21 protein-coding genes, 1 pseudogene and 3 riboswitches are annotated in these 23,473 nt (G+C 39.3%); all 22 genes and pseudogenes read left to right on the top strand.

Annotated elements, in window-relative coordinates; all coding sequences use genetic code 11:
* The first annotated feature begins 119 nt into the window (after positions 1–119).
* Positions 120–350, top strand: a complete 231-nt coding sequence (locus tag BDR01S_RS06900; protein WP_066255348.1) for a hypothetical protein — start codon at positions 120–122, stop codon at positions 348–350.
* Position 351: 1 nt separating this feature from the next.
* Complete coding sequence (locus BDR01S_RS06895; RefSeq protein ID WP_066255345.1) at positions 352–978, top strand: TorD/DmsD family molecular chaperone; 627 nt, start codon at positions 352–354, stop codon at positions 976–978.
* Positions 968–3,169, top strand: coding sequence for a molybdopterin-dependent oxidoreductase (locus BDR01S_RS06890; RefSeq protein ID WP_066255342.1), 2,202 nt, complete (start codon positions 968–970; stop codon positions 3,167–3,169). Before BDR01S_RS06895 ends, BDR01S_RS06890 begins: the two co-directional genes overlap by 11 nt.
* 13 nt (positions 3,170–3,182) lie before the next feature.
* Positions 3,183–3,743, top strand: coding sequence for a 4Fe-4S dicluster domain-containing protein (locus tag BDR01S_RS06885; protein WP_066255338.1), 561 nt, complete (start codon positions 3,183–3,185; stop codon positions 3,741–3,743).
* Positions 3,744–3,745: 2 nt separating this feature from the next.
* Positions 3,746–4,552 carry a dimethyl sulfoxide reductase anchor subunit family protein gene (locus BDR01S_RS06880; protein ID WP_066255335.1) on the top strand — a complete coding sequence of 269 codons (807 nt, stop codon included), beginning with the start codon at positions 3,746–3,748 and terminating at the stop codon, positions 4,550–4,552.
* Between the two features lie 36 nt (positions 4,553–4,588).
* Complete coding sequence (locus BDR01S_RS06875; protein WP_066255332.1) at positions 4,589–5,674, top strand: 4Fe-4S binding protein; 1,086 nt, start codon at positions 4,589–4,591, stop codon at positions 5,672–5,674.
* 241 nt (positions 5,675–5,915) lie between these two features.
* Positions 5,916–6,236 carry a ribonuclease E inhibitor RraB gene (locus tag BDR01S_RS06870; RefSeq protein ID WP_066255329.1) on the top strand — a complete coding sequence of 107 codons (321 nt, stop codon included), beginning with the start codon at positions 5,916–5,918 and terminating at the stop codon, positions 6,234–6,236.
* A gap of 577 nt (positions 6,237–6,813) precedes the next feature.
* Positions 6,814–7,522 (top strand): annotated as a pseudogene (locus BDR01S_RS06865) (polysaccharide deacetylase family protein).
* Between the two features lie 59 nt (positions 7,523–7,581).
* A complete protein-coding gene (locus tag BDR01S_RS06860; protein WP_066255325.1) occupies positions 7,582–8,031 on the top strand; it encodes a DinB family protein in 450 nt (149 codons plus the stop codon).
* 350 nt (positions 8,032–8,381) lie between these two features.
* Positions 8,382–8,879: a TRAP transporter small permease gene (locus tag BDR01S_RS06855; RefSeq protein ID WP_066255323.1), complete on the top strand. Its 498-nt coding sequence runs from the start codon at positions 8,382–8,384 to the stop codon at positions 8,877–8,879.
* Between the two features lies 1 nt (position 8,880).
* Complete coding sequence (locus BDR01S_RS06850) at positions 8,881–10,176, top strand: TRAP transporter large permease (protein WP_066255322.1); 1,296 nt, start codon at positions 8,881–8,883, stop codon at positions 10,174–10,176.
* 51 nt (positions 10,177–10,227) lie between these two features.
* Positions 10,228–11,253, top strand: a complete 1,026-nt coding sequence (locus BDR01S_RS06845; RefSeq protein ID WP_066255319.1) for a TRAP transporter substrate-binding protein — start codon at positions 10,228–10,230, stop codon at positions 11,251–11,253.
* 98 nt (positions 11,254–11,351) lie between these two features.
* The gene (locus tag BDR01S_RS06840) at positions 11,352–13,190 is read left to right on the top strand and encodes a sensor histidine kinase (RefSeq protein WP_066363074.1); all 1,839 of its coding nucleotides are present in this window, start codon (positions 11,352–11,354) and stop codon (positions 13,188–13,190) included.
* Positions 13,187–13,945, top strand: coding sequence for a response regulator transcription factor (locus BDR01S_RS06835; protein ID WP_066255316.1), 759 nt, complete (start codon positions 13,187–13,189; stop codon positions 13,943–13,945). The genes BDR01S_RS06840 and BDR01S_RS06835 overlap by 4 nt, the downstream gene beginning before the upstream one ends.
* Before the next feature lie 206 nt (positions 13,946–14,151).
* A riboswitch (glycine riboswitch) is annotated at positions 14,152–14,252 on the top strand.
* A riboswitch (glycine riboswitch) is annotated at positions 14,253–14,320 on the top strand.
* Between the two features lie 282 nt (positions 14,321–14,602).
* Entirely contained in the window at positions 14,603–15,991 is a 1,389-nt protein-coding gene (locus BDR01S_RS06830; protein ID WP_066255314.1) for an amino acid permease, read from the top strand.
* 202 nt (positions 15,992–16,193) lie between these two features.
* A riboswitch (glycine riboswitch) is annotated at positions 16,194–16,292 on the top strand.
* A 153-nt stretch (positions 16,293–16,445) separates the two neighbouring features.
* The gene (gene glyA / locus BDR01S_RS06825) at positions 16,446–17,696 is read left to right on the top strand and encodes a serine hydroxymethyltransferase (protein WP_066255311.1); all 1,251 of its coding nucleotides are present in this window, start codon (positions 16,446–16,448) and stop codon (positions 17,694–17,696) included.
* A 15-nt stretch (positions 17,697–17,711) separates the two neighbouring features.
* Positions 17,712–18,824, top strand: a complete 1,113-nt coding sequence (gene gcvT, locus BDR01S_RS06820) for a glycine cleavage system aminomethyltransferase GcvT (protein ID WP_066255308.1) — start codon at positions 17,712–17,714, stop codon at positions 18,822–18,824.
* Between the two features lie 58 nt (positions 18,825–18,882).
* Positions 18,883–19,278, top strand: coding sequence for a glycine cleavage system protein GcvH (gene gcvH / locus BDR01S_RS06815; protein WP_066255304.1), 396 nt, complete (start codon positions 18,883–18,885; stop codon positions 19,276–19,278).
* Between the two features lies 1 nt (position 19,279).
* On the top strand, positions 19,280–20,632 hold the full coding sequence (gene gcvPA / locus BDR01S_RS06810; RefSeq protein WP_066255302.1) for an aminomethyl-transferring glycine dehydrogenase subunit GcvPA: 1,353 nt from the start codon (positions 19,280–19,282) through the stop codon (positions 20,630–20,632).
* Positions 20,625–22,109 (top strand): aminomethyl-transferring glycine dehydrogenase subunit GcvPB, encoded by a 1,485-nt coding sequence (gene gcvPB / locus BDR01S_RS06805; RefSeq protein ID WP_066255299.1) that lies wholly within the window; start codon positions 20,625–20,627, stop codon positions 22,107–22,109. The genes gcvPA and gcvPB overlap by 8 nt, the downstream gene beginning before the upstream one ends.
* A gap of 127 nt (positions 22,110–22,236) precedes the next feature.
* On the top strand, positions 22,237–23,115 hold the full coding sequence (gene lipA, locus BDR01S_RS06800) for a lipoyl synthase (RefSeq protein ID WP_066255297.1): 879 nt from the start codon (positions 22,237–22,239) through the stop codon (positions 23,113–23,115).
* 37 nt (positions 23,116–23,152) lie between these two features.
* A complete protein-coding gene (locus tag BDR01S_RS06795) occupies positions 23,153–23,458 on the top strand; it encodes an iron-sulfur cluster biosynthesis family protein (protein ID WP_066255291.1) in 306 nt (101 codons plus the stop codon).
* The last annotated feature ends 15 nt before the right edge of the window (positions 23,459–23,473 follow it).

Here is a 23,473-nt window from a genome sequence, read left to right as displayed (position 1 = left end):
TAATGGCATAATTGAATGTTTTTACACCATAACGACTAAAAGTCTGTAGAGACTTCTACATTTGCTCAACATTTAACATGGTATTCTTTATTCATAATCCTGAAGGGAGAATATATGATATGAAAAAATTCTTAATTCTACTAATGGGTCTGACGGTTATAGGTTCCTTGTTAGGATGTCAGCAGCAGGCAGATCAAGACATAAAAGATAAAATTAAATTTGTTCCAAATAAAGATTATGTAGGCGATCCGCATCCAGTCGTTCACGAAAAGATGAAATTAACGGATGAAGAAAAGCAGGAATTTGACAAGCTGCAGCAGGAAGTATTGATCCAAAAAGAGGGGAAATAAGATGACCAAGTTGACAGTTATTCATATGGATCAAGGAGACAGGCTGCTTTTATATCAATTGTTTTGGCACTACTACCGGGGCGATTTAATGAAGCTTACCACAATCGATTGGGCAAACCTCGCGGAACTTTTAAGAACAATGACCGTCCTATGTGAGAGCGAATTTGGAAATCAAGCAATCACCAAATTCGACGAAGTGAGCGAGGAGACCCTTGAATCATTTGTATTTGATTATAACCGATTATTTGTCGGACCGAATCGGTTACATGCTTCTCCCTATGAATCAACCTATTCGAACTTTGAGGGAACCATCATGCAGCAGGAGACCATAAAAGTTAGGAATTTCTACCATTATGAAGGACTTCAGGTGGCGGATGAAGGTCAATATCCTGATGATCATATTCAATACGAATTAGAATTTATCTGTTATTTATTAAATCAGAACGAAAAGGGACCAGATTTGAAGTTATTTTTAGAAAACCATTTCTTCAAATGGGTGGATAAGCACTGCGAACGGATTGAAGAACACAGTCAGAATCAACTTACCTTAGCATTTGCTTACTTGTTGAAAGAATTTTTACAGCTTGAAAAAATTATAATCGAAGGTGGGGAGCCCAATGTTAACTGAAAATTTTTCACGCCGAACTTTTTTAAAGGGTTCAGCTTCATTAAGTGCCTTATTAGGGTTAGGAGTTGCCACCAGTCAAGCACCAAAGGGACTAATTCCTAAAGCTCAAGCCAAATCAAATGGAAAAGTGGAGCAATTCTACAATGCCTGCCCCCGTAATTGTTATGATACTTGTTCCATCGTAACAACAGTAGAAGACGGCAGGATCACGTTTATTACGGGAAATGAAAAGAATACATACACGAAAGGTCGCCTTTGTGTAAAGGGTAACACCTATCCTCGTGTTGTCTATTCGCCAGACCGAATTAAATACCCGATGCGCCAAAAGGGACGGGGATCAGGAAATTGGGAACGAATCAGCTGGGATGAAGCTTATACGATAATTGCCAAGAAAATCCTCGCCATTAAAAAAGAATACGGCAGCACATTGCCGATTTGCTTAAATAAGTATTCCGGAAACTTCAATATTTTAAACTATGCAACAGAAGGCATGCTTTCAAGTATCGGGTATACGACGCGTGCACAAGGAACCCCTTGTGACCCTGCTGGCTCTGATGCCCAAGGCTTCGATATGGGAGCTCCGTATAATAATGACCCAGAACAATTCCTAGACGCCGATTATATTATTCTTTGGGGAGCAAATCCCGCATGGACTTCAGCACACTCGATGTACTTTATTGAACAGGCAAAAGAGAGAGGAACGAAGCTAGTCGTAATCGATCCGCTTATCACGCAAACTGCCTCGAAAGCTGATGAATATATTCAAGTGAAAGCAAGTACAGACGGAGCACTTGCACTTGGGATGATCCGCTATATCCTTGATCATCAATTGTACGACAAAAACTGGGTTAGTCAGAATTCAATTGGGTTCAACGAATTTTTCTCGTATGTGAAAAAGAATATAACAGTCGAATGGGCAGCAGAAAAAACAGGTGTTCCTAAGCCAGTCATCGAACGAATTGCTCGTGAATATGCAACCGCCAAGCCGGCAAATATTTGGATTGGGTTTGGGATGCAGCGCCATGTCAATGGAGGAGCGATGGTTCGGGCTATTGATGCCCTAGCTGCGATTACTGGGAATATTGGCAAAAAGGGCGGCGGCGTCAATTATATTGGCGAAGAAACCTGGGGATTCAACTACTCCACGATGGGTTTCGGTGCCCCTGAAGGAAGCGGTGGGGAAGCCGACCGTTATGTGAACATGAATAACTTTGGGGCACAAGTTTTGGATGCGAATGATCCACCAATTAAGATGATGTGGATTGCTTGCCGTAACCCAATGGCCCAGGATCCTGAACCGACCGTTGTTAAGAAGGCGTTTGATCAAATGGACTTAATCGTAACCGCCGATTTATATATGAATAAGACCGTTGAATATTCAGATATTGTTCTGCCCGTGACCACACCATTTGAATCTGTGGGGGTTAATGTTAGCTACTGGCACTATTGGATGAATGTGAACGAGCAAGCGATTAAACCTCTTTATGAAACCAAGAGTGATTTGGAAATTGCCATGGGATTATCGAAAAAGCTAAATCAGCTTAAGCCTGGTTCTTGTACGTTCCCTGTCACTGGTGATCCGCTTGATTGGGTTGAAAAGGAAATGAATGATGATATTAAGGCATTGTTCAATGTTAAGAGCTGGGACGACCTTCGAAAAAATGGGGGCACAGCTAAAGCCAACGAAAGTATTACCGTTGCATGGAAGGATTTAAAATTTAGAACACCGTCTGGTAAGTATGAATTTTATTCTAAAACTGCGGCCGAGTATGGACATCATCCGTTACCAATATTTACAGAGGAATACAAGGCACCTAAAGAATATCCGATCCGCTGTATGTCTCCGCACTGGAAATTTGGCATCCATAGCCAGTTCCAACATCAAGACTGGCTCATGGCGATTCAAGCGCATCCGTTTCTTGAGATTCATCCTGATTTGGCCAAGAAAAAATCTATTCGTGATCAGGATATGGTCAAAATTATCAATGAAACTGGCTATATGACTTTACCGGCAAAAATCACGAAAATGGTTCCAGCAGATACGGTTGTCATGTATGAGGGCTGGTGGAAAGGTGTTAACTATACAGAGAATTTCACTGTAAAAGCTTTGCAGGAAGATATGGGTGAACATTTAAAAGGACAGCGTGGAATTGCCTTTCACGATAACTTTGTAAACATAGAAAAAGCTTAAGGAGGAATCAAGGATGGCAAAAAAGCTGGGATTTTTAGTGAATATTGAGCGTTGTATCGGCTGTCACGCTTGTGAAATATCGTGTAAGAGCTTTTATCAGCTGGAACCAAATATGAGACGGCGCAGGGTTCAAGAGCTGCCAGAAGACGTTGTCGGAACACCTGTTAGAGCATTTGTGTCAACTGCTTGTAACCACTGTGACGATCCGGCCTGTAAAAAGGCCTGTCCGGTGGGCGCCTATACAAAGAGAGAAGACGGGATCGTTGTCCATAATCAAGACTTATGTATTGGCTGCCAAATGTGTGGGAAGGCGTGCCCATATAGTGTGCCAATGTTTAACCCTGTGAAGAAAAAGATGGATAAATGCAGTATGTGTTATGACCGTCTTGACGTCGGTCAATTGCCAATCTGTGTAGAAAAATGCCCTTTAGAGGCCATTCAAATTGTCGATTATAATGAGGTTCAACCTGCGAATGCGGTCAGTGAGATACCGACATTTGCCGATACCTCGATTACCCATCCAACGACTCATTTTATATTGCATAAACCAGGCAAACAATCTAGGAGGTTTTAATCATGCATGATCTGCCTCTCGTCATTTTCACCGTTTTGTCGCAGCTTGCGATTGGAGGATTTGTGACACTCTGGTGGTTTGATCGGAAAAATAAAACCATCACTCGGTCCACTGGACTGATCATCTCTTGTTCACTCGTTGTGCTCGGAGGAATTGCGGTCCTAGTATCTTTATTCCATTTAGGTCAACCGTTCGCAGCCTATCGGGCCATCTTAAATATTAAAGTCTCGTGGCTAAGCCGGGAGGTCACTTTTTATGGAGGCTTTGTGGGATTAAGTGTACTATATACCTGGTTTTGGTTAAAAGATATGCCTGCTAGACGCAGTTTGATTGGTGGCATTGCCACTATTATTGGTGCCATTGCGATTTTTTCATCAGCAAAGATTTATATGATTCCTGCGATTCCTGCATGGAATAGTGTGACAACCATGTTTGCCTTCTTTTTAACTTCTATTATTTTGGGACCATTATTTGTAGGGCTTCTATTAGCCTTTCGCGGAGAACTCTCCGTGAATATTTCTAGAATTTCTATTTTTTCTTTGATTGCCGCAGCTATTGTGATGATTCTCTATTTCTCATCACTTCAAAGTGGGTTACCTCAGGCCGTTGAAGCAGCTAGACTGACGACCCATCATTTTATTTTTTGGATAAGACTTTTCACTTTCGTCATTGCCTTTGCGATTCTATCTTTATCGATTAAAAATAAGGCAATGTGCAATGCGAAAATCTATTCGTTTGTGTTTGTCCTTCTGTTCATTAGCGAATTTCTTGCACGATTCCAATTTTATGAAACAGCTAACCATTTATAGGAAGAGAGTTTAAGATTGAGAGGAGGTCCAATACCAATGAATATTTTCAAATTGGTGAATGTGATGGATAAAAAAATGATACCATTGTCTATCGAACCGAACCTTTGTACACGAATCATTTCGCCTAAAGGATCATGTAATAGCTGTGTTGATTATTGTCCAACGAACAGCATTACTATTATGAAAAATAAGATTGAAATCAATGACCAATGTGTTGAATGTGGTTTGTGTACAACCGTTTGTCCAACGAGTGCAATATCATCGCAGCGACCTTCGCTCAATCAACTTGTAACTGATATTATTCAAAAGTGTGCAAAAAATGAAAGAGTGTACTTGCACTGTAAGAGGATGCCTATTTCCGATTCAGAGATTTCTTCGGTCACCGTTCCATGCTTAGGCATGATTCCACGGGAGGTATGGGTGTCGATTAGCAGGATGTGTGAGAAACTTGCTGTCTATCACCCTGATGAGAGTTGCCGCCATTGTGAAGTATCACAGGGGGAAGCGGTATGGAGGAAAGAGTTGGGCGCAGGAGAAGCAATGTCAGGGAAGAGGTTTTTGATCACTGCTGAGATTCAAAAATCTAAACAACAACCTCAGTACGATCATAACCGGCGCTCCTTTTTTACGACATTATTTAGTGAAATCAAATCAACGAATAGGCTTGCGATTCAGGAAGCGTTAGGTGGTTCAGAAGTTCAATCGTACCGGGAAAAGTTGCAGGATGATCCTATGTCTAAAGTGAAAAAAGAATGGTCTGCAGTATCCACTAGTATTGTGGAAAAGGTGACGAATGAATCAGCTTTTCCTTATATGAATAAACGAAAACTAATTTTAGAAGAAATAATGAAAAGTGATTCGTTACAAAAACGCAATGATTATCGGCTTCCAACTATTTTACCAGATTGCAATTTTTGCGGTGCCTGCACAACTCTCTGTCCAACAAATGCCTTATCTAAAGAGGAAAAGAATGGATGCACAACCATCACACTACAGCCACAAAAATGTGTCGATTGTCATCTATGTGAAGATATATGCTTTTTCCAAAATATACTCTTACAAGGCGTACCGAATAACCAGCTGCTTTCTAAAAAAATCGTACTTGCCGAAAAACCTAACTGAAGAGAAGACATTGCGGGACTATCAAATATGGTGATTAATAATGGCTCAATCCACAGGCACCAGTCAGGTAAAATGACTGGTGCCTGACTCTTTCGGTGACCTAACGTATTGAAGATATAAAGAAACAGTTTTAATAATATGCCAACTTTCTCGGACTAAATATAAATTTATGATTAGTGAAAAAGTTAATCGTGTATTATAATAGCAACTACGAATGTACAGGAATATGGAGGAGAAATAAATGAAATTCCCAAATGATGCTGATGGAGATGCTTTACGTAGTCTATTTAAAGATGGATTGAATTTTAAAAAACAACAAGCTGTGGAATTTTTTGTTGCCATTCCCGATAAAGCAACAGGTGAAAAATTATCACAAGTCCTAAAAGGCGAAGGATTCAATTGCTTCTTAGAGCAAGACGATGAAACTGAAGAATGGGCATGTTGTTGCTCTAAAAAAATGCTATTAAATTATAATGAACTAATTAAAATACAGAATAAACTAAATAACATAAGCAAACCACATGGTGGATATTCAGACGGTTGGGGCGTTTTTGTAGAGTAAGGGTAACTATGGTGACGATTTTGGAGAATTAAAAGCGGGTCAACCTGAAACAATAGATTTAATTCAACATATACACACTTTATTGACAGGAAAGTTCACCTATATCTGTAAAGATATGAGGTCTTATCGGTGGGGAGGCAGGTTAAGGACCGGGTTTGATAAATAAGCGGAGAAACTTCTCTTAATCAGGAAATAGCACTGAAAATAGCCTAAATAGACGGAAGATTTCCGACTATTAACTCAAAAAACATGAAAATGGGTAATTTTGCTTGGCTTAATCGGAAAACCTCCGCTTATATACCCCGAACCGAGCTCTATACTGAAGTCTAACCGGAAAATCTCCGCTTATATAATTTCCACCCAGATGGCTTTACACAATAAAAAAAATAGTGCCAACTTCATATGCAAATTGGCACTATTTTAATCTCCATTTTTAATGTTTGTGATAGGAAACGGAACCTGTTAAGGTAAAACTGGACCATTTTTTTGACTTTTTCCTGATATATTTGAGTATTAACACCATTGCCTATTTACGTGAGGATTTATTGAAGAGTACAAAGTTAGAAAGGCTGAAGTTATGAAAAAAATTCTAATATACAGTGGAATTGGTATTTTGCTAGTGTTCCTTTTATTACTAGGAACCTATAAGTTAATGAATGCTAGAAAATTTCAGTTATTTGGTGGGATTACTGACCAGGTGGAGACCAAACAAAAGGTAGTCGCGTTGACCTTTGATGATGGACCAACAAAGAATGTCGATAAAATTCTACCGTTATTAGATCAATATCATGTAAAAGCGACATTTTTTCTAATCGGTAATGAAATTGAAAAAAATCCAGTTGAGGCTAAAAAAATTGTAAGTGCCGGCCATCAAATTGGCAATCATACTTATTCTCATCAGCGGATGGTATTTAAATCACCTTCATACATCAAGGCGGAAATTGAAAAAACTGATAAACTTATTCGAGAAGCGGGGTTTAGGGAAAATTGATTTCCGACCACCAAATGGAAAAAAACTCGTAGGTTTGCCTTTTTACTTAAATAAGCATAAAAGAAAGACCATTATGTGGAATCTCGAACCAGATACCTACTATTCCACTGCTACTGACAAATTAAGTTACGTGAAGAAGAACATAAAACCTGGGTCGATTATCTTGATCCACCCAATGTATGATGATTCTAACGAAGAGCTAAAAACAATTAAAGGAATCCTGAATTCATTATCAAACAAGGGTTATAAGTTCATCACTGTTAATGAACTTTTGAAGCTAAAGAAAACTCAATGAGGGTGTATCCTAAAAATTCTTTTTTTAAATATATATTGTTTATTAATAGGGGTGATCACTTGGAAACAATTAAAAATATGTTTGAGCATTTACATTGGGCTAATCAACGAATTCTTAAAAATTTGCAAATTATCAAGGGTGAGAACAAACAGGTTTACAACTTGTTTGCACATACCCTTCTGGCAGAACAGGTGTGGTTTACAAGGTTAAAGGGATTGGATAGTTCAAAATTACCTATTTGGGCAGAGGTCAACTTAGAAGAATGTGAGCAGCTGATTAACCAAAATCATCAAAACTTTAACGAGTTACTATCTGGTTTGTCCACTCCAAAGTTCGAGCAAATCGTGTCTTACAAGAACAGTAAAGGGAAAGAGTTCAATAATTCGGTAAGGGACATCCTGACACATGTTGCACTACATGGCCAATATCACAGAGGACAGATCAATCTTCTTCTGAGAGCAAATGAATTTGAACCAGTGAATGTAGACTTTATAACATTTAAGAGATAAAAAAATACGTAAAAGAAGGAAAAGCATAGAAATTCAAAAAGGAATCAAAGGTTTATAGAAAGAATGGCTGGAGGTATTCTCAAGCCATTCTTTTTTAGCGGATTTTTTTTCCAAAGTACCCTTAGTCCCACGGTTTATCGAGTTGATGAAATACTATTAAAATGGTAAGTTTAATATATCTTTTATTCGTTTATTAAACTTACAAAAACATGTAAGTGGTTTCAATATTTTAAAGATTTCAAATTCGACCTAAAAAAATCACAAATTATCCTAAAAAAAGGACATTCAAAAACATTCATAAATTCCTTAAAATAAAAAACAGGAAAACGTTTTCAAATGGGGGGAATCAAATGAATGGAATCAAAAAAGTAGGCTTATTCATCGACACTATTTTCGAAAAATTCACTCTAATTTCGTTACTTGCATTGATTTTTGTTGTCACAACACAAGTTTTTACCAGGAAATTATTCAATTTTGTTTTCTTTTGGTCAGAAGAAGTTACGCTTTTGTTACTAGCATGGTTTGCTTTTATGGCCATTGCGGTGGGCTTTCGAGAGTATATCCATTTAGGAATTGATTCTTTCACGAATCTATTTCCTAAAAGTTTTAATAAGGTGCTAGATAAAATCATCAGTGCCTCAGTTTTTGCTTTCGGACTATACTTAGTAATCCAGGGTTGGGACTTTACGGTATTGATGATGGATTCAACCCTGCCAGCAACAAAATGGCCAAGTAGTATCACCTATGCGGTGATGCCGGTCACCGGAGTGATGATTTGTGTTTATTCACTTTTGCAATTCTTTAACGTTAACACCACTCGCCATAATGACATAGAGGAGGGTATGTAACTTGGAAAGCAACACAATTGGGATTATCATCTTACTTTCAAGCTTTGTCCTATTAATATTACTTCGTTTTCCCATTGCCCTTACGCTTATCGCATCGTCATTAATGACGGTAATTTATCTCGGTATACCTCTTCCGGTAGTGGGCCAGCAAATGATCCAAGGAATGAATTCCTTTTCTTTACTTGCGATACCGTTCTTTATTTTAACTGGACAAATTATGAGTGAAGGGGGCCTTGCAACTCGAATTGTGAATCTGGCAAGTTTAATGGTCGGAAGAGTTCGTGGGGGGCTCGCTATGGTTAACAGTGTAGCAGCATTGTTTTTTGGAAATATCTCTGGTTCTGCCGTCGCCGATGTTTCTTCAGTTGGGTCTGTTATGATTCCGATGATGAAAAAGAAGGGGTACGAAGCAGACTATGCGGTCGGTGTAACGATTGCATCAGCGATTCAAGGTGTTGTAGTTCCTCCTAGTCATAATCTTGTTTTATATTCCTTAGCTGCAGGTGGTGTTTCCATCGCCAGTTTATTTATGGCTGGTATTGTTCCTGGATTTATTATGTTAATTTCCTTAATGATCACGGGTTACATTATTGCCAGAAAAAGAGGCTACCAAAAAGCGGACCCCGTTCCAAAATCAGAAAGAACCGGTATCCTTTTCCATGGACTATTATCCTTAAGCCCAGCGGTCATTATTTTGGGCGGGATCTTGAGTGGCTGGTTTACAGCAACGGAATCTGGGGCATTAGCTTGTTTGTATTCTTTTATTCTAGCGTTTGTTGTCTATCGGGAAGCAAAGTTCTCTAATATATGGAAAATATTAACTCGCACGATGAGAACGGTTTCGATGGTATTTTTCCTAATAGCCGCATCTGCTTCATTTGGCTGGATCTTAGCTTATTTGAAAATACCAGCCATGGTAACTAATTTATTTTTAAGTGTATCTGATAATCCAATCATTATTCTATTAATAATTAATATTTTGTTGCTGCTCCTTGGAGCACCAATGGACATGGCGCCAATGATTTTAATTATGACACCCATTCTCCTTCCAGTTGTAACCAGCTTTGGAATGGATCCAGTCCACTTTGGGATCGTCCTCATTTTAAATGCTGGAATTGGCCTATTAACGCCTCCGGTAGGAACCGTTTTGTTCGTCGGATGTGCGATAGGAAAGGTCTCGATACAACAAGGGACAAAAGCGATGATGCCATTTTTCTACGCGTTACTAATTGTTCTGTTGGTTATTACCTATATTCCTGAGGTAGTCCTTTGGCTTCCCAATATGTTAGTCAAGTAACCGAAGGAAAGGTGAAAATAAAATAACAATTTTTAAGGAGGGTTACAGAGAATGAAGAAGAAAAAAATCACAGGAATTCTTGCAGCAACGCTTTTAATGGGTAGTATCTTAGCTGCCTGTGGAAAAGAGGCAACGACAGGGACAAAAGATGGTGGATCGAAAGCAGAGGAAGCAAAGTATACCTTCCGCTTGGCAGATAATCAGCCGCCGGATTATCCAACTGTGGTTGGCGACAAAAAGTTTGCCGAATTGGTTGAAGAAAGAACAAAGGGACGCATTAAAATTGAAGTATTTCCATCTGCACAATTAGGGGATGAAAAATCCGTGTTGGAACAGGTTCAGCTTGGAGCAATTGAGTTCACTAGAATCAATTCCAGTCCGCTTGCTGAATTCAATGATCAATTCACTGCACTAGGACTCCCATATGTATTCGAAAGTGAAGAACATTTATGGAATTTCCTTAATGGTGAGATGGGAACCAAGCTGTTAGATGGTTTAGAACAGTCAAAAATGAAAGGGCTTGCTTATTACGATTCAGGTTCACGTAGTTTTTATTCTACTAAACCACTAAAAGGTGTAAAAGACTTAAAAGGGCAAAAAATCCGTGTGCAGCAGAGTAAAATCAATATTGACTTCATGGCGGCTCTTGGAGCTAGCGCAACACCAATGCCATATGGAGAAGTATTTAGTGCCCTACAAACAGGAATTATTGATGGTGCTGAAAATAACATTCCAAGTTTAGACTCTTCCAACCATTATCAAGAAGCTAAAAACTTTATTTTAGACCATCATCAACGAATCCCTGAAGTCCTGCTTATTAGTAAAGCAGCATGGGATAAGCTTTCAGAAAAAGACCAAAAGATTGTTAAACAAGCAGCACTTGATTCCGTTCAAGCTCAAAGGGAAGAATGGGATAAGTGGGAAGAGCGTTCAACTAAGAAACTGAAAGATGCCGGAGTGACATTCACTGAGGTTGATGATATTACACCATGGAAAGACGCTGTTAAATCCATGGTTGATAAATACTCAAAAGATTATAAAGAAGTAATGGATGCCATTGAAAAAGCACGTCCATAATCAATAGCTGGCAGTAAGCCTAGTTGGTGAATATATCCATTTACCAGCTAGGTCTTTTCTGTTTAAAAAATTACTAATAGATAGGATGAATAGCAACGATGATGATCTGGTGGAGAAAAATGGCAGAATTCCTTGAACGATACATTCTATTAAAAAATCAATCATTGATGTTAAAGCTTGTCGTATTCTCCAGTTTTCTGGTTATTCTTCCAGTCCTTTCAGTTGGGGTTATTTCATATTATCGTTCAGCGGTAGAACTCGAAAATGTCCTTAGACAATCGAGCGGCCAAGTTATTGATCAAGTAGAGTCACATATCGAATATTATTTACAAGATTTTGAGATTACCAGCCTTAAACTTATCAACTCTCCTGATGTATCAAGTCTGTTGAAATTAAAATCGTCAGAAAATAAGGACATCTTTATTGAACAAACTCGTAACACCTTAAAAGAAGCAGAGTATTCGCGAGCAGATATCTCTAATATTACGATCATCCTTGATAACGATCAGGTTATCGATACTTTAGGAAAAAGAAATTTCTACCCAGCGATGAAAATGAAAGAGGAATATTGGTATTCGTCAGTCCCATTAAATGGGATGAGTATGTTAGTAACGAGAAAACTAAAATTAGAAAATAAGGAACAGCCTGTCATTTCACTTGTAAGGAGACTCTATAACCCCCAGACTCTCTTACCTGTAGGCATGCTTATTATTGATATCAATTTCAGGAGAATAGAAGAAATTTCTAACAAAGTAACCATTAGTAAAAATGGCTATTTTTTCATTTTAGATGCGAACGGACATTATGTATACCATCCTGACTACTTGAAACTCGGGAAAAGGGTTGAATTCAAACAACTTTTAAACTTAAAAAAAGAAGGAAACAGCACGGAAATTTTAGAAAATGAACGAAAAGATTTTGTTACCTATACTTTCTCTCAAAACCTCGGTTGGAGGTTTCTATCGGCAGTCCCCTACCGTGATTTAACGGGCGGGATTATTCAAATTGAAAAAGCGATATCTTTAACCATTTTTGTGTCTCTTATTATTGCCTATTTGATTGGTTTCGGGTTCGCTACAAGCATCATTCGGCCAATCCGCCGACTCCAGCATTTCATGAAAGAAGTTGAAATTGGAAAATTAGATGGCAGAGTTCGAGTGGCTTCAAATGATGAAATCGGACAATTGACTGCTGGTTTTAATAATACAGTGGAGAAACTATCCCATCTACTTGAAGAGGTATACATTTCTAAGTTAAGGGAAGCAGAGATGTCACTTAAACAAAAAGAAGTGGAATTAAAAATGCTCCAATCACAAATGAATCCCCACTTTTTATACAATTCTCTTGAAACGATTAGGGGAATGGCATTGGAACAAAATCAGGAAAATATTGCAACCATGTCATACGCACTTGGAAAACTACTCCGGTATAATCTTAATAATCATTCATCTACCGTGAGTTTTAGAGAAGAAATGAATTTTTGTGAAATGTATCTGCAGATTCAAAAGTTTCGCTTTGACGACCGTTTTGAGTATATGTTTGATATCCCGCACTGGGTCATGGAACTAAAGGTGGTAAAGTTTTCATTGCAGCCAATAGTGGAGAATTGCTTTGTTCACGGTTATGGTTCTACAACTAGAAAATTAAAAATTATGATATCAGTTTACCGTCAATCTGAGTCTTCCTTTGTTATTCGGATTTTCGATACCGGTAAAGGAATAGAGGAAAGTATTTTAGAAACGGTCAATAAAAGAATTGCTCTTAACACGACCACCAGTGATGGTGAAAATATAGGAATAGTCAACGTAAATCAAAGAATTCATTATTTGTTTGGAGCAGAATATGGAATAACCATACAAAGTGAACCGGGTTCAGGAACGGAGATCTTGATCCATTTACCAATTCTAGATCATTATGTGGAGGGGGAGAAAGAATGAAGAAAAATATCTTGTTGGTTGATGATGAGAGATGGGTTCGAACAGCTCTTAAGTGGACGATAAATAAGTTGAACCTTCCATTACATGTGGTCCACGAATGTGAAAATGGATTAGAAGCACTTGATTGGATTAAGCAAAATGATGCAGATTTAGTGATAACAGATATTCGAATGCCCATAATGGACGGGCTTTCGTTAGTAAAAGAATTGAGTCATTTGAAGAAGAATCAGGATGTCATTGTCATTAGTGTTCATGACGAGTTTCAATTTGTTCAGCAAGCGATTCGAACTGGGGTAACCGATTACCTTCTTAAACCAGTAGAGGAAACCGAGTTAAAAGTTTGTCTTGAAAAGTGGCTGGAAATGAAATCACAAGAAGAGACAAAAAGGAATACTCCAAAAAATGAGGATGAAAATCTTCCTTTCTCAACGATTGAAAAGGTTTTGCATTATATAGAAACCACACCATTAGACCAAATTACTCTGAAAGATGCAGCAGAGTTTGTCCATATGAATCACAGTTATCTTAGTCAATTATTTAAACAACAGCTAAATAAAAAGTTTGTCGATTATATTACCGAGCTGCGAATTGAAGAAAGCAAACGTTTGTTACTAAATACAAGCTTACGAATGTCTGAGATTGCTGAGAGAGTGGGATACTCGGATTTGGCTTATTTTAGTAACAACTTTAAGAGGCTTACAGGCTTTTCACCATCAGAGTTTCGAAAATCAGCGCTTGAAAAAGTACCGCAATAAACCCCATAAAGTTCGAAGAGCCATTTGACTTTGGATTAACCTATAAATAAGAGTTGAAAGCACACAAAAGTTTTAAATTGTGACGAAAAAGTGTCTATTTAGACGCCAATTGTATTTCTATAAATCGAAATAATACTTTAATTCAGAAAATTCATTTGACATCACTCATCCGATAGAATAGGATTTAATTAGATTCATAATTGCGGATGAGTATTGTGGGAGAGACTAAACGTATTGTTTAGCACCGAAGGAGCAAAACCTAAAGAATTGGGTTCAATCTCTCAGGTAAAAGGACTACAATAGGACGCGTCTCTGGAGAGAGCCATGTGCCACCAAAGGAGTTATACTCTCAGGTAAAAGGACAGAGAAGAATAGGAATTAACCTATTTTTCTTTGTCCTTTTTGTGCGGGGAAAAATAGTAATAAATAATAAAGGAGGAGTTAAAACAAGACTAATAATCGGTTCCCATCATGATTGTCCTCTTGATTTTTTCCTTTTCACAAAATGTAAGCGCTTTTTTCTGCCGAATTGACGAATAAAATATTAAACTTTCACGGGGATCAATTTGCAAATATAGATTTTACATACGACTTATTGATTTAAGACCATCAAACAATTGCAAGCATTCTCGGGGAGAGTAGGGGGATGGAATTCATATGCAGGAACAAACATTGTCGAGGGGTCTAAAAAACAGGCACGTACAATTAATCGCTATTGGCGGGGCAATTGGAACGGGACTTTTTCTAGGAGCAGGTAAATCAATTCATCTCGCAGGACCATCGATATTATTTGCTTATCTAATTACAGGTGTCATTTGCTTTTTAATCATGCGCGCACTTGGAGAACTGCTTTTATCCAATTTGAAATATCATTCTTTTGTTGACTTTGTAAGAGACTATATAGGTAATATGGCAGCATTTATTACAGGCTGGACCTACTGGTTTTGCTGGATTTCAATTGCAATGGCGGATTTAACAGCTGTTGGTCTCTATACTCAGTTTTGGTTTCCGAGTGTACCTCAGTGGATGCCAGGATTAATTGCACTAGTCGTTTTGTTAATCATGAACCTTGCAACTGTAAAGCTTTTTGGCGAAATGGAATTCTGGTTCGCATTAATTAAAGTCATTGCGATTGTTGGCCTCATTATTATCGGAATATTTATGATTATTAAAGGCTTTTCGACAGATTCCGGCGCATCCAGTTTCGGGAATCTATGGGGCCACGGCGGCATGTTCCCAAATGGTATGAATGGTTTTATCCTCTCATTCCAGATGGTCGTGTTTGCGTTTGTTGGCATTGAACTTGTCGGACTTACAGCAGGTGAAACAGAAGACCCAGAAAGAGTAATCCCAAAAGCCATCAATAATATCCCTATTCGAGTTTTAATTTTCTACATTGGCGCACTTATTGTCATCATGAGTATTTATCCGTGGAACGCCATCAATCCAGCGAAAAGCCCATTCGTGCAAGTATTCGTGGCGGTTGGGATTGCGGCAGCTGCTGGTATCATCAATTTTGTCGTGCTAACATCTGCTGCTTCGGCCTGTAATAGTGCCGTTTTCAGTACTAGCCGGATGGTATACGCACTTGCAAAAGATAAAAATGCACCTGTACCATTTGGAAAACTCACAACTCGTCAAGTACCTTCCAATGCATTGTTCTTTTCTACTGTTGTCATTTTAATTGCTGTTATTTTGAACTATGTTATGCCAGAAGGAGTATTTACGCTGATCACAAGTATTTCTACAGTATGTTTCATCTATATTTGGGGAATTATTGTCATCAGCCATTTGAAATACCGCAAAACCAGACCAGATCTAGCGAAAGTGAATAAATTTAAATTACCTCTTTATCCATTTTCCAATTATTTGATCCTTGTTTTCCTAGCGTTCGTGCTTGTCGTCCTTGCACTTGCGGAAGACACTCGTGTTGCCTTGTTCGTAACACCTGTTTGGTTTATCATGCTGATTGCGATCTATAAGATGATGACCAAGAGGGCGGATTATGCTGATCAAGCAGATGATCGAAAAGTAGCGGGAAATTAAGAGGCAGCTTGAGAAGTTTACACAATAATGTATCCGTTTTCAAAAAAGGCTTGACTTAGATGTCAGTAACTATTAATCTAAAAATAATAAAAAAATATGAGCGGATGATGGTTGTGGGAGAGTGCAAGATTACACGCCACCGAAGGAGCAAGTTCCAAAAAGACCCTTGGAACAAATCTCTCAGGTAGATGGTACCACGATTGGACGCAACTCTGGAGAGCGCGTATACAGTTTACGCCACCAAAGGGGAAGGTTCTTAAACGGAACTTAAACTCTCAGGTAAAAGGACAGAGAAGGGTAGATGAAAGCTTCTGAGCTACCCTTCTATGTCCTTTTTTGCGTGCAAAAAAAGGGTAGTGCTGCGTTTCAGGTTTTATCTTGGGAATAAACAGATAAAATCTTCAATGTTTAACACAGTTAGAGATTGCTAAAACAACAACCAAGGAGGAACAAGATGAGTTTACAACAAAATGATTCAATAATTTTTGAAGCTATTAGAAATGAGCAGGATAGACAGTGTCAAACATTGGAATTGATCGCATCTGAAAATTTCGTAAGCCAAGATGTTTTAGAAGCAATGGGAAGTGTGATGACGAACAAATATGCAGAAGGCTATCCGGGAAAGCGCTACTATGGAGGCTGTGAATTTGTCGATGTGGCAGAACGAGCAGCGATTGACCGCCTAACTCAGTTGTTTGGCGCTAAATATGCTAATGTACAGCCTCACTCAGGTGCACAGGCAAATTTTGCTGTATTTTTCGCACTGCTTCAGCCCGGTGATAAAGTGATGGGGATGAACCTTTCACATGGCGGACATTTAACGCATGGAAGTCCTGTCAGTGTTTCAGGAAAGTGGTTTGAGGTTGTCTCCTATGGTGTGAGAAAAGATACTCAATTGATTGATTATGATGAACTAGAAGAAATTGCAAAAAGAGAAAAGCCGAAATTGATCATTGCAGGAACAAGTGCTTACACTAGAACGATTGATTTTGCTCGCTTTAGACAAATTGCTGATCAAGTTGGCGCAAAATTCATGTTAGATATGGCGCATATTGCGGGACTAGTTGCCGCAGGACTCCATCCTTCGCCGGTTCCATATGCAGATGTTGTAACCAGTACAACCCATAAAACCTTGAGAGGTCCGCGCGGGGGCATTATTTTAACAAACGATGAAGAGATGTTCAAAGCTATTAATAAATCCGTATTCCCAGGTATTCAAGGCGGCCCGCAAATGCATATTATTGCAGCGAAGGCAGTTGCATTCAATGAAGCATTGCAGCCAAGCTTTAAAGAATATGCGAAACAAATCATTCTAAATGCCGCCACACTAGGCGAGACATTAAAAAATGAAGGTGCAGCTCTTGTTTCTGGTGGAACGGATAATCATATCGTCCTCTTAGATTTACGTCCGTGGAATTTAACCGGGAAAGAAGCAGAGAAATTATTAGAAGCAGCGGGCATTACTGTCAATAAAAATACGATTCCCTTTGACCCAGAAAAGCCGTTTGTAACGAGCGGTATTCGGATGGGAACAGCGGCTTTAACGACACGAGGTATGAAACAGGATGAAATGGTGAAAATCGGGAAAGTAATCGCTGCAGTATTGAAGAGTAAAGGGGACCAAGTTGTTCTTGAGAAAGCAAAAGAAACTACCAAAGCAATTTGTGAAGTCTATCCGTTATTTCAACAGGCAATCACAGTATAAGAAAGGGGAATGAGAATGGGGACAGCAACCGCATTAAAGCAAACGCCGCTTTTTGAAACTTATGGAAAGTTTGGTGCGAAGGTCATAGATTTTGGAGGCTGGGCATTGCCGGTACAGTTTTCCGGCATTTTAGATGAGCATGAGGCAGTTCGAACAAAAGCTGGTCTTTTTGATGTTTCACATATGGGTGAAGTGCTTGTTGAAGGGAAAGATGCAGAGAGTTACATTAACTACCTTGTCACGAACGATGTAACCAAGCTCAGTATCGATCAAGCACAGTATACAGCGATGTGCTATCCGGACGGCGGAACAGTCGATGATTTATTAGTATACAAATTAGCGGATGAAAAATATTTACTTGTCATTAATGCCGCAAACATAGAGAAAGATTTTGACTGGATGAAGCAGCATGTTAAAGGAGATATGACGCTCCAAAATATTTCGAACACAGTTGCTCAGCTTGCCATTCAAGGTCCAAGGGCTGAAGGTATTTTACAAAAGTTAACGGATACAGATCTTTCAAAAATTGGATCCTTTAAATTTGCACAACATGTCAACTTAGACGGGATTACAGATGTGCTCGTATCTCGGACAGGGTATACCGGAGAAGACGGCTTTGAGCTTTATTTAGATGCCAAACAAGTCGAAGCACTTTGGATAAAGCTTTTAGAAGCAGGAAGTGAAGAGGGCTTAAAACCATGTGGCCTCGGTGCACGTGACACGCTCCGCTTAGAAGCACGTCTTGCACTCTATGGTCAAGAACTATTAAGTGATATTAGTCCCCTTGAAGCTGGAATCGGCTTTGCCGTAAAAATCAAAAAAGAGAGTGATTTTATTGGTAAATCCGCACTTTCAGCCCAAAAAGAAGCGGGGTTAAAGCGAAAATTAGTAGGAATTGAGGTAACCGGCCGGGGGATTCCGCGCCACGGCTATCAAGTGGTTTCCGAAGGTGGAGAGGAAATTGGTGTGGTTACATCTGGAACTCAATCACCATCTTTAAAGAAAAGCATCGGCCTTGCACTCCTATCAGCAGAACATGCAGAAGTGGGGACACCATTAAAAGTGGTTATCCGTAATAAGCCGATTGATGCAGTCGTAGTTAAAGCACCTTTCTATAAAAAGAGTTAATAGAGTGATAGAAACCTGAATATCCAACATTAATTTACATTTGAAAGGAAGAGAAATAATGACAAAAGCAACCGCAAATTTACTATATAGCAAAGAACACGAATGGGTATTACAGTTAGACGGAAACCGTGTACGAATTGGAATTTCTGATTTTGCACAAAAGCAATTAGGAGATATCGTTTTCGTTGAAACTCCGGAAGTGGATGATGAAGTAACAGCGAATGAATCAATGGGAACGATCGAATCGGTTAAAGCGGTATCTGAACTTTACTCTCCAGTAACAGGGACGGTTGTTACTGTAAATGAGGAGTTAGCAGATGCTCCTGAGACGATTAACGAACATCCTTTTGAAGCAGGTTGGTTAATCGAAGTGGAAATGTCCAATCCGGAAGAATTGGAAGCACTTTTAAATGAGGATGTGTACCAAGCATATATAAATGAAGGAGAGGAATAAAATGACTTCTACATATCGTTACCTCCCTGATACGAAACAAGATCAAGAGGAAATGCTCGCTTTTTTAAATATTTCTTCGATAGACGAGTTATTTGAAGATATTCCGGCTGAGATTCAATTAAAAGGGGACTTAAATATCCCAAAGGCGGTTTCTGAACCACTTCTTTTGAAAAAAATGAATCAGCTTGCTTCTAAAAATAAAAATGCAAACCATTACCCAACCTTTCTTGGGGCGGGAACCTATGATCACTACATCCCAAGCGTGGTCGATCATATGATTTCACGATCGGAATTTTACACGGCCTATACACCCTACCAGCCGGAAATCAGCCAAGGTGAATTACAGGCGATTTTTGAATTTCAAACTATGGTTTGTGAGCTGACAGGAATGGATGTGGCCAACTCTTCAATGTACGATGGCTTTACATCTCTAGCAGAAGCGGCATCGCTTGCGGTTGCATCAACACGTCGTTCGAAAGTACTTGTGTCAAAGGCAGTTCATCCTGAATCCCGTGCGATCTTAAATACGGTAGCAGAAGGCCAAGGATATATAGTTGAAGACGTCAATCTTACGGATGATGAGACAAGCTTGGTGAAGCTGCAAGGACAAATAGACAAAAATACGGCTGCGGTTATTGTTCAATACCCTAACTTTTTCGGATCTATTGAGGATTTGGCAGAAATCAAGCATATCGCGGATACAAAAGGGGCGATGTTAATTGTAAGCGCCAATCCATTGGCACTGGCACTCTTGCAGGCTCCAGGTAAACTTGGTGCAGACATTGTGGTCGGAGATATGCAGCCATTAGGAATCCCTATGTCCTTTGGCGGACCACACTGCGGTTATTTTGCCGTAAGTAAGAAATTCATGCGAAAAATCCCAGGACGAATTGTTGGGCAAACAACAGATGAAAAAGGACAGCGTGGATTTGTATTAACCCTGCAAGCTCGTGAACAACATATTCGCCGTGATAAAGCATCATCCAATATTTGTTCAAACCAAGCACTAAATGCGCTTGCTTCTGCGGTATGTATGAGTGCACTTGGAAAACAAGGAATTCGTCAAATGGCCCAACTAAACATTGAAAAAGCCGATTACATGGCAAAGTCTCTCGATAAAAAAGGCTTTCCTATTATCAATAAAGCCCCATTCTTTAATGAATTTGTTGTCAAACTTCCTCGTCCGGTAAAGGAAGTCAATACAAAACTTCTTGAGGCTGGTATCATCGGTGGGTTTGATTTAGGAACGGATTACGACCTAGAAAATCAAATGCTACTAGCCGTAACAGAGCAGCGGACAAAAGAAGAGATTGACCAATTTATCGAAGTATTGGAGGCAGCTGTACATGGTTGAATATAATGATCTAATTTTTGAAATCAGTCGTCAAGGACGTGTTGGTTCAAGCCTTCCAGAAAGTGATGTTGATCAGGTTAATATTAATGATAAACTTCCCAAGCATTTGATTCGGGACCTGCCGGCAGAACTCCCGGAAGTATCAGAGTTGCAGCTTGTTCGCCATTACACAGCGCTTTCGAATAAAAACCATGGAATCGATAATGGCTTCTATCCACTTGGTTCTTGTACGATGAAGTACAATCCGAAAATAAATGAAGATGTAGCGCGTTTGGAAGGGTTTAGTCGTATTCATCCATACCAGCCAACTGAAACGGTCCAAGGGGCACTAGAAGTTTTATATGAATTGCAGGAAGAGTTAGCTGTCATCACAGGAATGGATGCAGTAACTTTACAGCCTTCAGCAGGAGCACAGGGTGAATGGACTGGGTTAATGATGGTCAAAGCCTACCATAAGCAAAAAGGAGAAGTGAGAACAAAGGTTCTTGTACCAGACTCTGCACACGGAACAAATCCTGCGAGTGCATCAGTTGCCGGTTTTGAAACGATAACAATTCCATCCAATGAGCATGGATTAGTCGACATTGAAGAACTAAAGAAGCATGTAAATGATCAAACAGCCGCACTGATGTTAACCAATCCAAATACTCTCGGCTTGTTTGAAAAAGAAATCGTAGAAATCGCTGAAGTTGTTCATGAAGCTGGCGGCTTATTGTACTATGATGGAGCGAATGCTAATGCCATCTTAGGAAAATCAACTCCAGGGCAAATGGGCTTTGACATCGTGCACTTAAATCTTCATAAAACATTTACTACACCTCATGGTGGCGGCGGCCCAGGTGCAGGTCCAGTCGGTGTAAAAGAGAAACTGATTCCGTTTTTACCTGTACCGCGTGTGGAGAAAGTAAATGACGTATATGTGCTAGATTCTAACCAACCGCTATCTATCGGTCGAGTGAAGGGCTATTATGGAAACTTCGGTATTCTATTACGTGCGTACACTTATATTCGTACAATGGGACCTGAAGGGTTACGTCAAGTGTCTGAAGGTGCGGTACTTCATGCGAATTATCTGCGCAAAAAACTCGAGCCGTATTTTGAGGCACCATATTCGCAAATTTGTAAGCATGAATTTGTGTTATCAGGATCCAGACAGAAAAAGCTTGGTGTAAGAACACTTGATATGGCCAAACGTCTGCTTGATTTTGGCTACCATCCACCTACCATCTACTTCCCGCTCAATGTAGAGGAATGTTTGATGATTGAACCGACAGAAACAGAGTCAAAAGAAACTTTAGATGCTTTTGCAGATGTCATGATTCAAATTGCAAAAGAAGTCGAAGAAAATCCAGGTGTAGTATTAGACGCACCTCATACGACGGTCATTGGCCGATTGGATGAAGTACAGGCAGCTAGACAACCAATTTTGCGTTATACAAAAGAAGAAGCGGTAAAAAGAGAACCTGTAATGTCTTAAATGAATGTTTAACCATGAACCACCGGGAATGAAGATTCAGAGAAAAGGAATTTTCTTACGATGTCATTCTTGGTGGTTTAATATTAATAAATTAAAAACTTCATGACTGTTCATAGGAGTGAAACAGATGTCTACTGATTATGTCCGCAAACCAGAATGGCTAAAAATTAAATTAAATACGAACGAACAATATACTAACATAAAAAAAATGATGCGTGAAAAAAAACTACATACAGTCTGTGAAGAAGCGAAATGCCCAAACATTCATGAATGCTGGGCTGAACGTAAAACGGCAACCTTTATGATTTTAGGAAGTGTGTGCACGCGTGCCTGCCGATTCTGTGCAGTACAAACAGGACTTCCGACGGAGCTTGATTGGGAAGAGCCAGAACGTGTGGCTGTATCCGTGGAGCAAATGGGCCTAAAGCATGTTGTAATTACCGCGGTTGCTCGTGATGATTTAAAAGATGGTGGAGCAGGAGTGTTTGCAGAAACCATACAGGCAGTAAGACGCCGCAATCCATTATGCAGCATTGAAGTCCTTCCCTCCGATATGAACGGGGAATATGACAACCTAAATACATTACTAGATGCGAAGCCTGATATTTTAAATCATAATATTGAGACAGTGAAACGATTATCACCAAGAATTCGTGCCCGGGCAACGTATGAACGGTCCCTTGAGTTTTTGAGACGAGCAAAAGATTTGAATGCTGCTATTCCTACAAAGTCTAGCATTATGGTTGGTTTAGGTGAAACAAAAGAAGAAATTATTGAAACGATGGACGATCTTCGTGCAAACAATGTAGATATTTTAACAATCGGTCAATATTTGCAGCCAACCAAACATCATTTAAAAGTCCAAAAGTATTGGAGTTTACAAGAATTTGAAGAACTAAAGATGATTGCCATGTCAAAAGGCTTTAGTCACTGTGAAGCCGGTCCGCTTGTTCGCTCTTCTTATCATGCGGACGAACAGGTACATGCAGCAAAAGCGAATGCGTAATCAATAATAAATGGCGATATTAGGGGAGGGCGGTCCAATGTTGATAAAAATGACAGAAGCAGCAAGGTATAAGCTGAAGGAAATGGTGGTCAATAGAGCGCAAACTCCTCGGATTGACGCCGATGTCGCCGGCGGATGCGGGATGACTGTTAAGTTTTCAATTGTTTTTGATGAACCACGACGAAACGATTTAACCATTGAGATGGATGGGATTCAGATTCGGTTCGATCGTTTTACAAAACGCTATTTAAATGTAGAAACACAAATCGATTATAGTGACGAACACGGTTTTCTAGTGGGAGAAAGCTTTGCCTCTAGTGCCTGTGCAATTGAAATAGATTAGTATAATATTGAAAAA

Source organism: Neobacillus drentensis NBRC 102427, from assembly GCF_001591445.1.
In the GTDB taxonomy this organism is placed as follows: Bacteria; Bacillota; Bacilli; order Bacillales; family Cytobacillaceae; genus Neobacillus; species Neobacillus drentensis.
This window is presented reverse-complemented; position numbering and strand designations above follow the sequence as displayed.

What these genes read in the sequence shown, in the direction of transcription:
- BDR01S_RS06840 (WP_066363074.1), top strand. Translation starts at nt 11,352, where the DNA reads ATGATGATCTGGTGGAGAAAAATGGCAGAATTCCTTGAACGATACATT.
- BDR01S_RS06895 (WP_066255345.1), top strand. Translation starts at nt 352, where the DNA reads ATGACCAAGTTGACAGTTATTCATATGGATCAAGGAGACAGGCTGCTT.
- BDR01S_RS06890 (WP_066255342.1), top strand. Translation starts at nt 968, where the DNA reads ATGTTAACTGAAAATTTTTCACGCCGAACTTTTTTAAAGGGTTCAGCT.
- gcvT (WP_066255308.1), top strand. Translation starts at nt 17,712, where the DNA reads ATGGGGACAGCAACCGCATTAAAGCAAACGCCGCTTTTTGAAACTTAT.
- BDR01S_RS06900 (WP_066255348.1), top strand. Translation starts at nt 120, where the DNA reads ATGAAAAAATTCTTAATTCTACTAATGGGTCTGACGGTTATAGGTTCC.
- BDR01S_RS06870 (WP_066255329.1), top strand. Translation starts at nt 5,916, where the DNA reads ATGAAATTCCCAAATGATGCTGATGGAGATGCTTTACGTAGTCTATTT.
- glyA (WP_066255311.1), top strand. Translation starts at nt 16,446, where the DNA reads ATGAGTTTACAACAAAATGATTCAATAATTTTTGAAGCTATTAGAAAT.
- gcvPB (WP_066255299.1), top strand. Translation starts at nt 20,625, where the DNA reads ATGGTTGAATATAATGATCTAATTTTTGAAATCAGTCGTCAAGGACGT.
- BDR01S_RS06885 (WP_066255338.1), top strand. Translation starts at nt 3,183, where the DNA reads ATGGCAAAAAAGCTGGGATTTTTAGTGAATATTGAGCGTTGTATCGGC.
- gcvH (WP_066255304.1), top strand. Translation starts at nt 18,883, where the DNA reads ATGACAAAAGCAACCGCAAATTTACTATATAGCAAAGAACACGAATGG.
- BDR01S_RS06875 (WP_066255332.1), top strand. Translation starts at nt 4,589, where the DNA reads ATGAATATTTTCAAATTGGTGAATGTGATGGATAAAAAAATGATACCA.
- gcvPA (WP_066255302.1), top strand. Translation starts at nt 19,280, where the DNA reads ATGACTTCTACATATCGTTACCTCCCTGATACGAAACAAGATCAAGAG.
- lipA (WP_066255297.1), top strand. Translation starts at nt 22,237, where the DNA reads ATGTCTACTGATTATGTCCGCAAACCAGAATGGCTAAAAATTAAATTA.
- BDR01S_RS06880 (WP_066255335.1), top strand. Translation starts at nt 3,746, where the DNA reads ATGCATGATCTGCCTCTCGTCATTTTCACCGTTTTGTCGCAGCTTGCG.
- BDR01S_RS06845 (WP_066255319.1), top strand. Translation starts at nt 10,228, where the DNA reads ATGAAGAAGAAAAAAATCACAGGAATTCTTGCAGCAACGCTTTTAATG.
- BDR01S_RS06855 (WP_066255323.1), top strand. Translation starts at nt 8,382, where the DNA reads ATGAATGGAATCAAAAAAGTAGGCTTATTCATCGACACTATTTTCGAA.
- BDR01S_RS06835 (WP_066255316.1), top strand. Translation starts at nt 13,187, where the DNA reads ATGAAGAAAAATATCTTGTTGGTTGATGATGAGAGATGGGTTCGAACA.
- BDR01S_RS06795 (WP_066255291.1), top strand. Translation starts at nt 23,153, where the DNA reads ATGTTGATAAAAATGACAGAAGCAGCAAGGTATAAGCTGAAGGAAATG.
- BDR01S_RS06830 (WP_066255314.1), top strand. Translation starts at nt 14,603, where the DNA reads ATGCAGGAACAAACATTGTCGAGGGGTCTAAAAAACAGGCACGTACAA.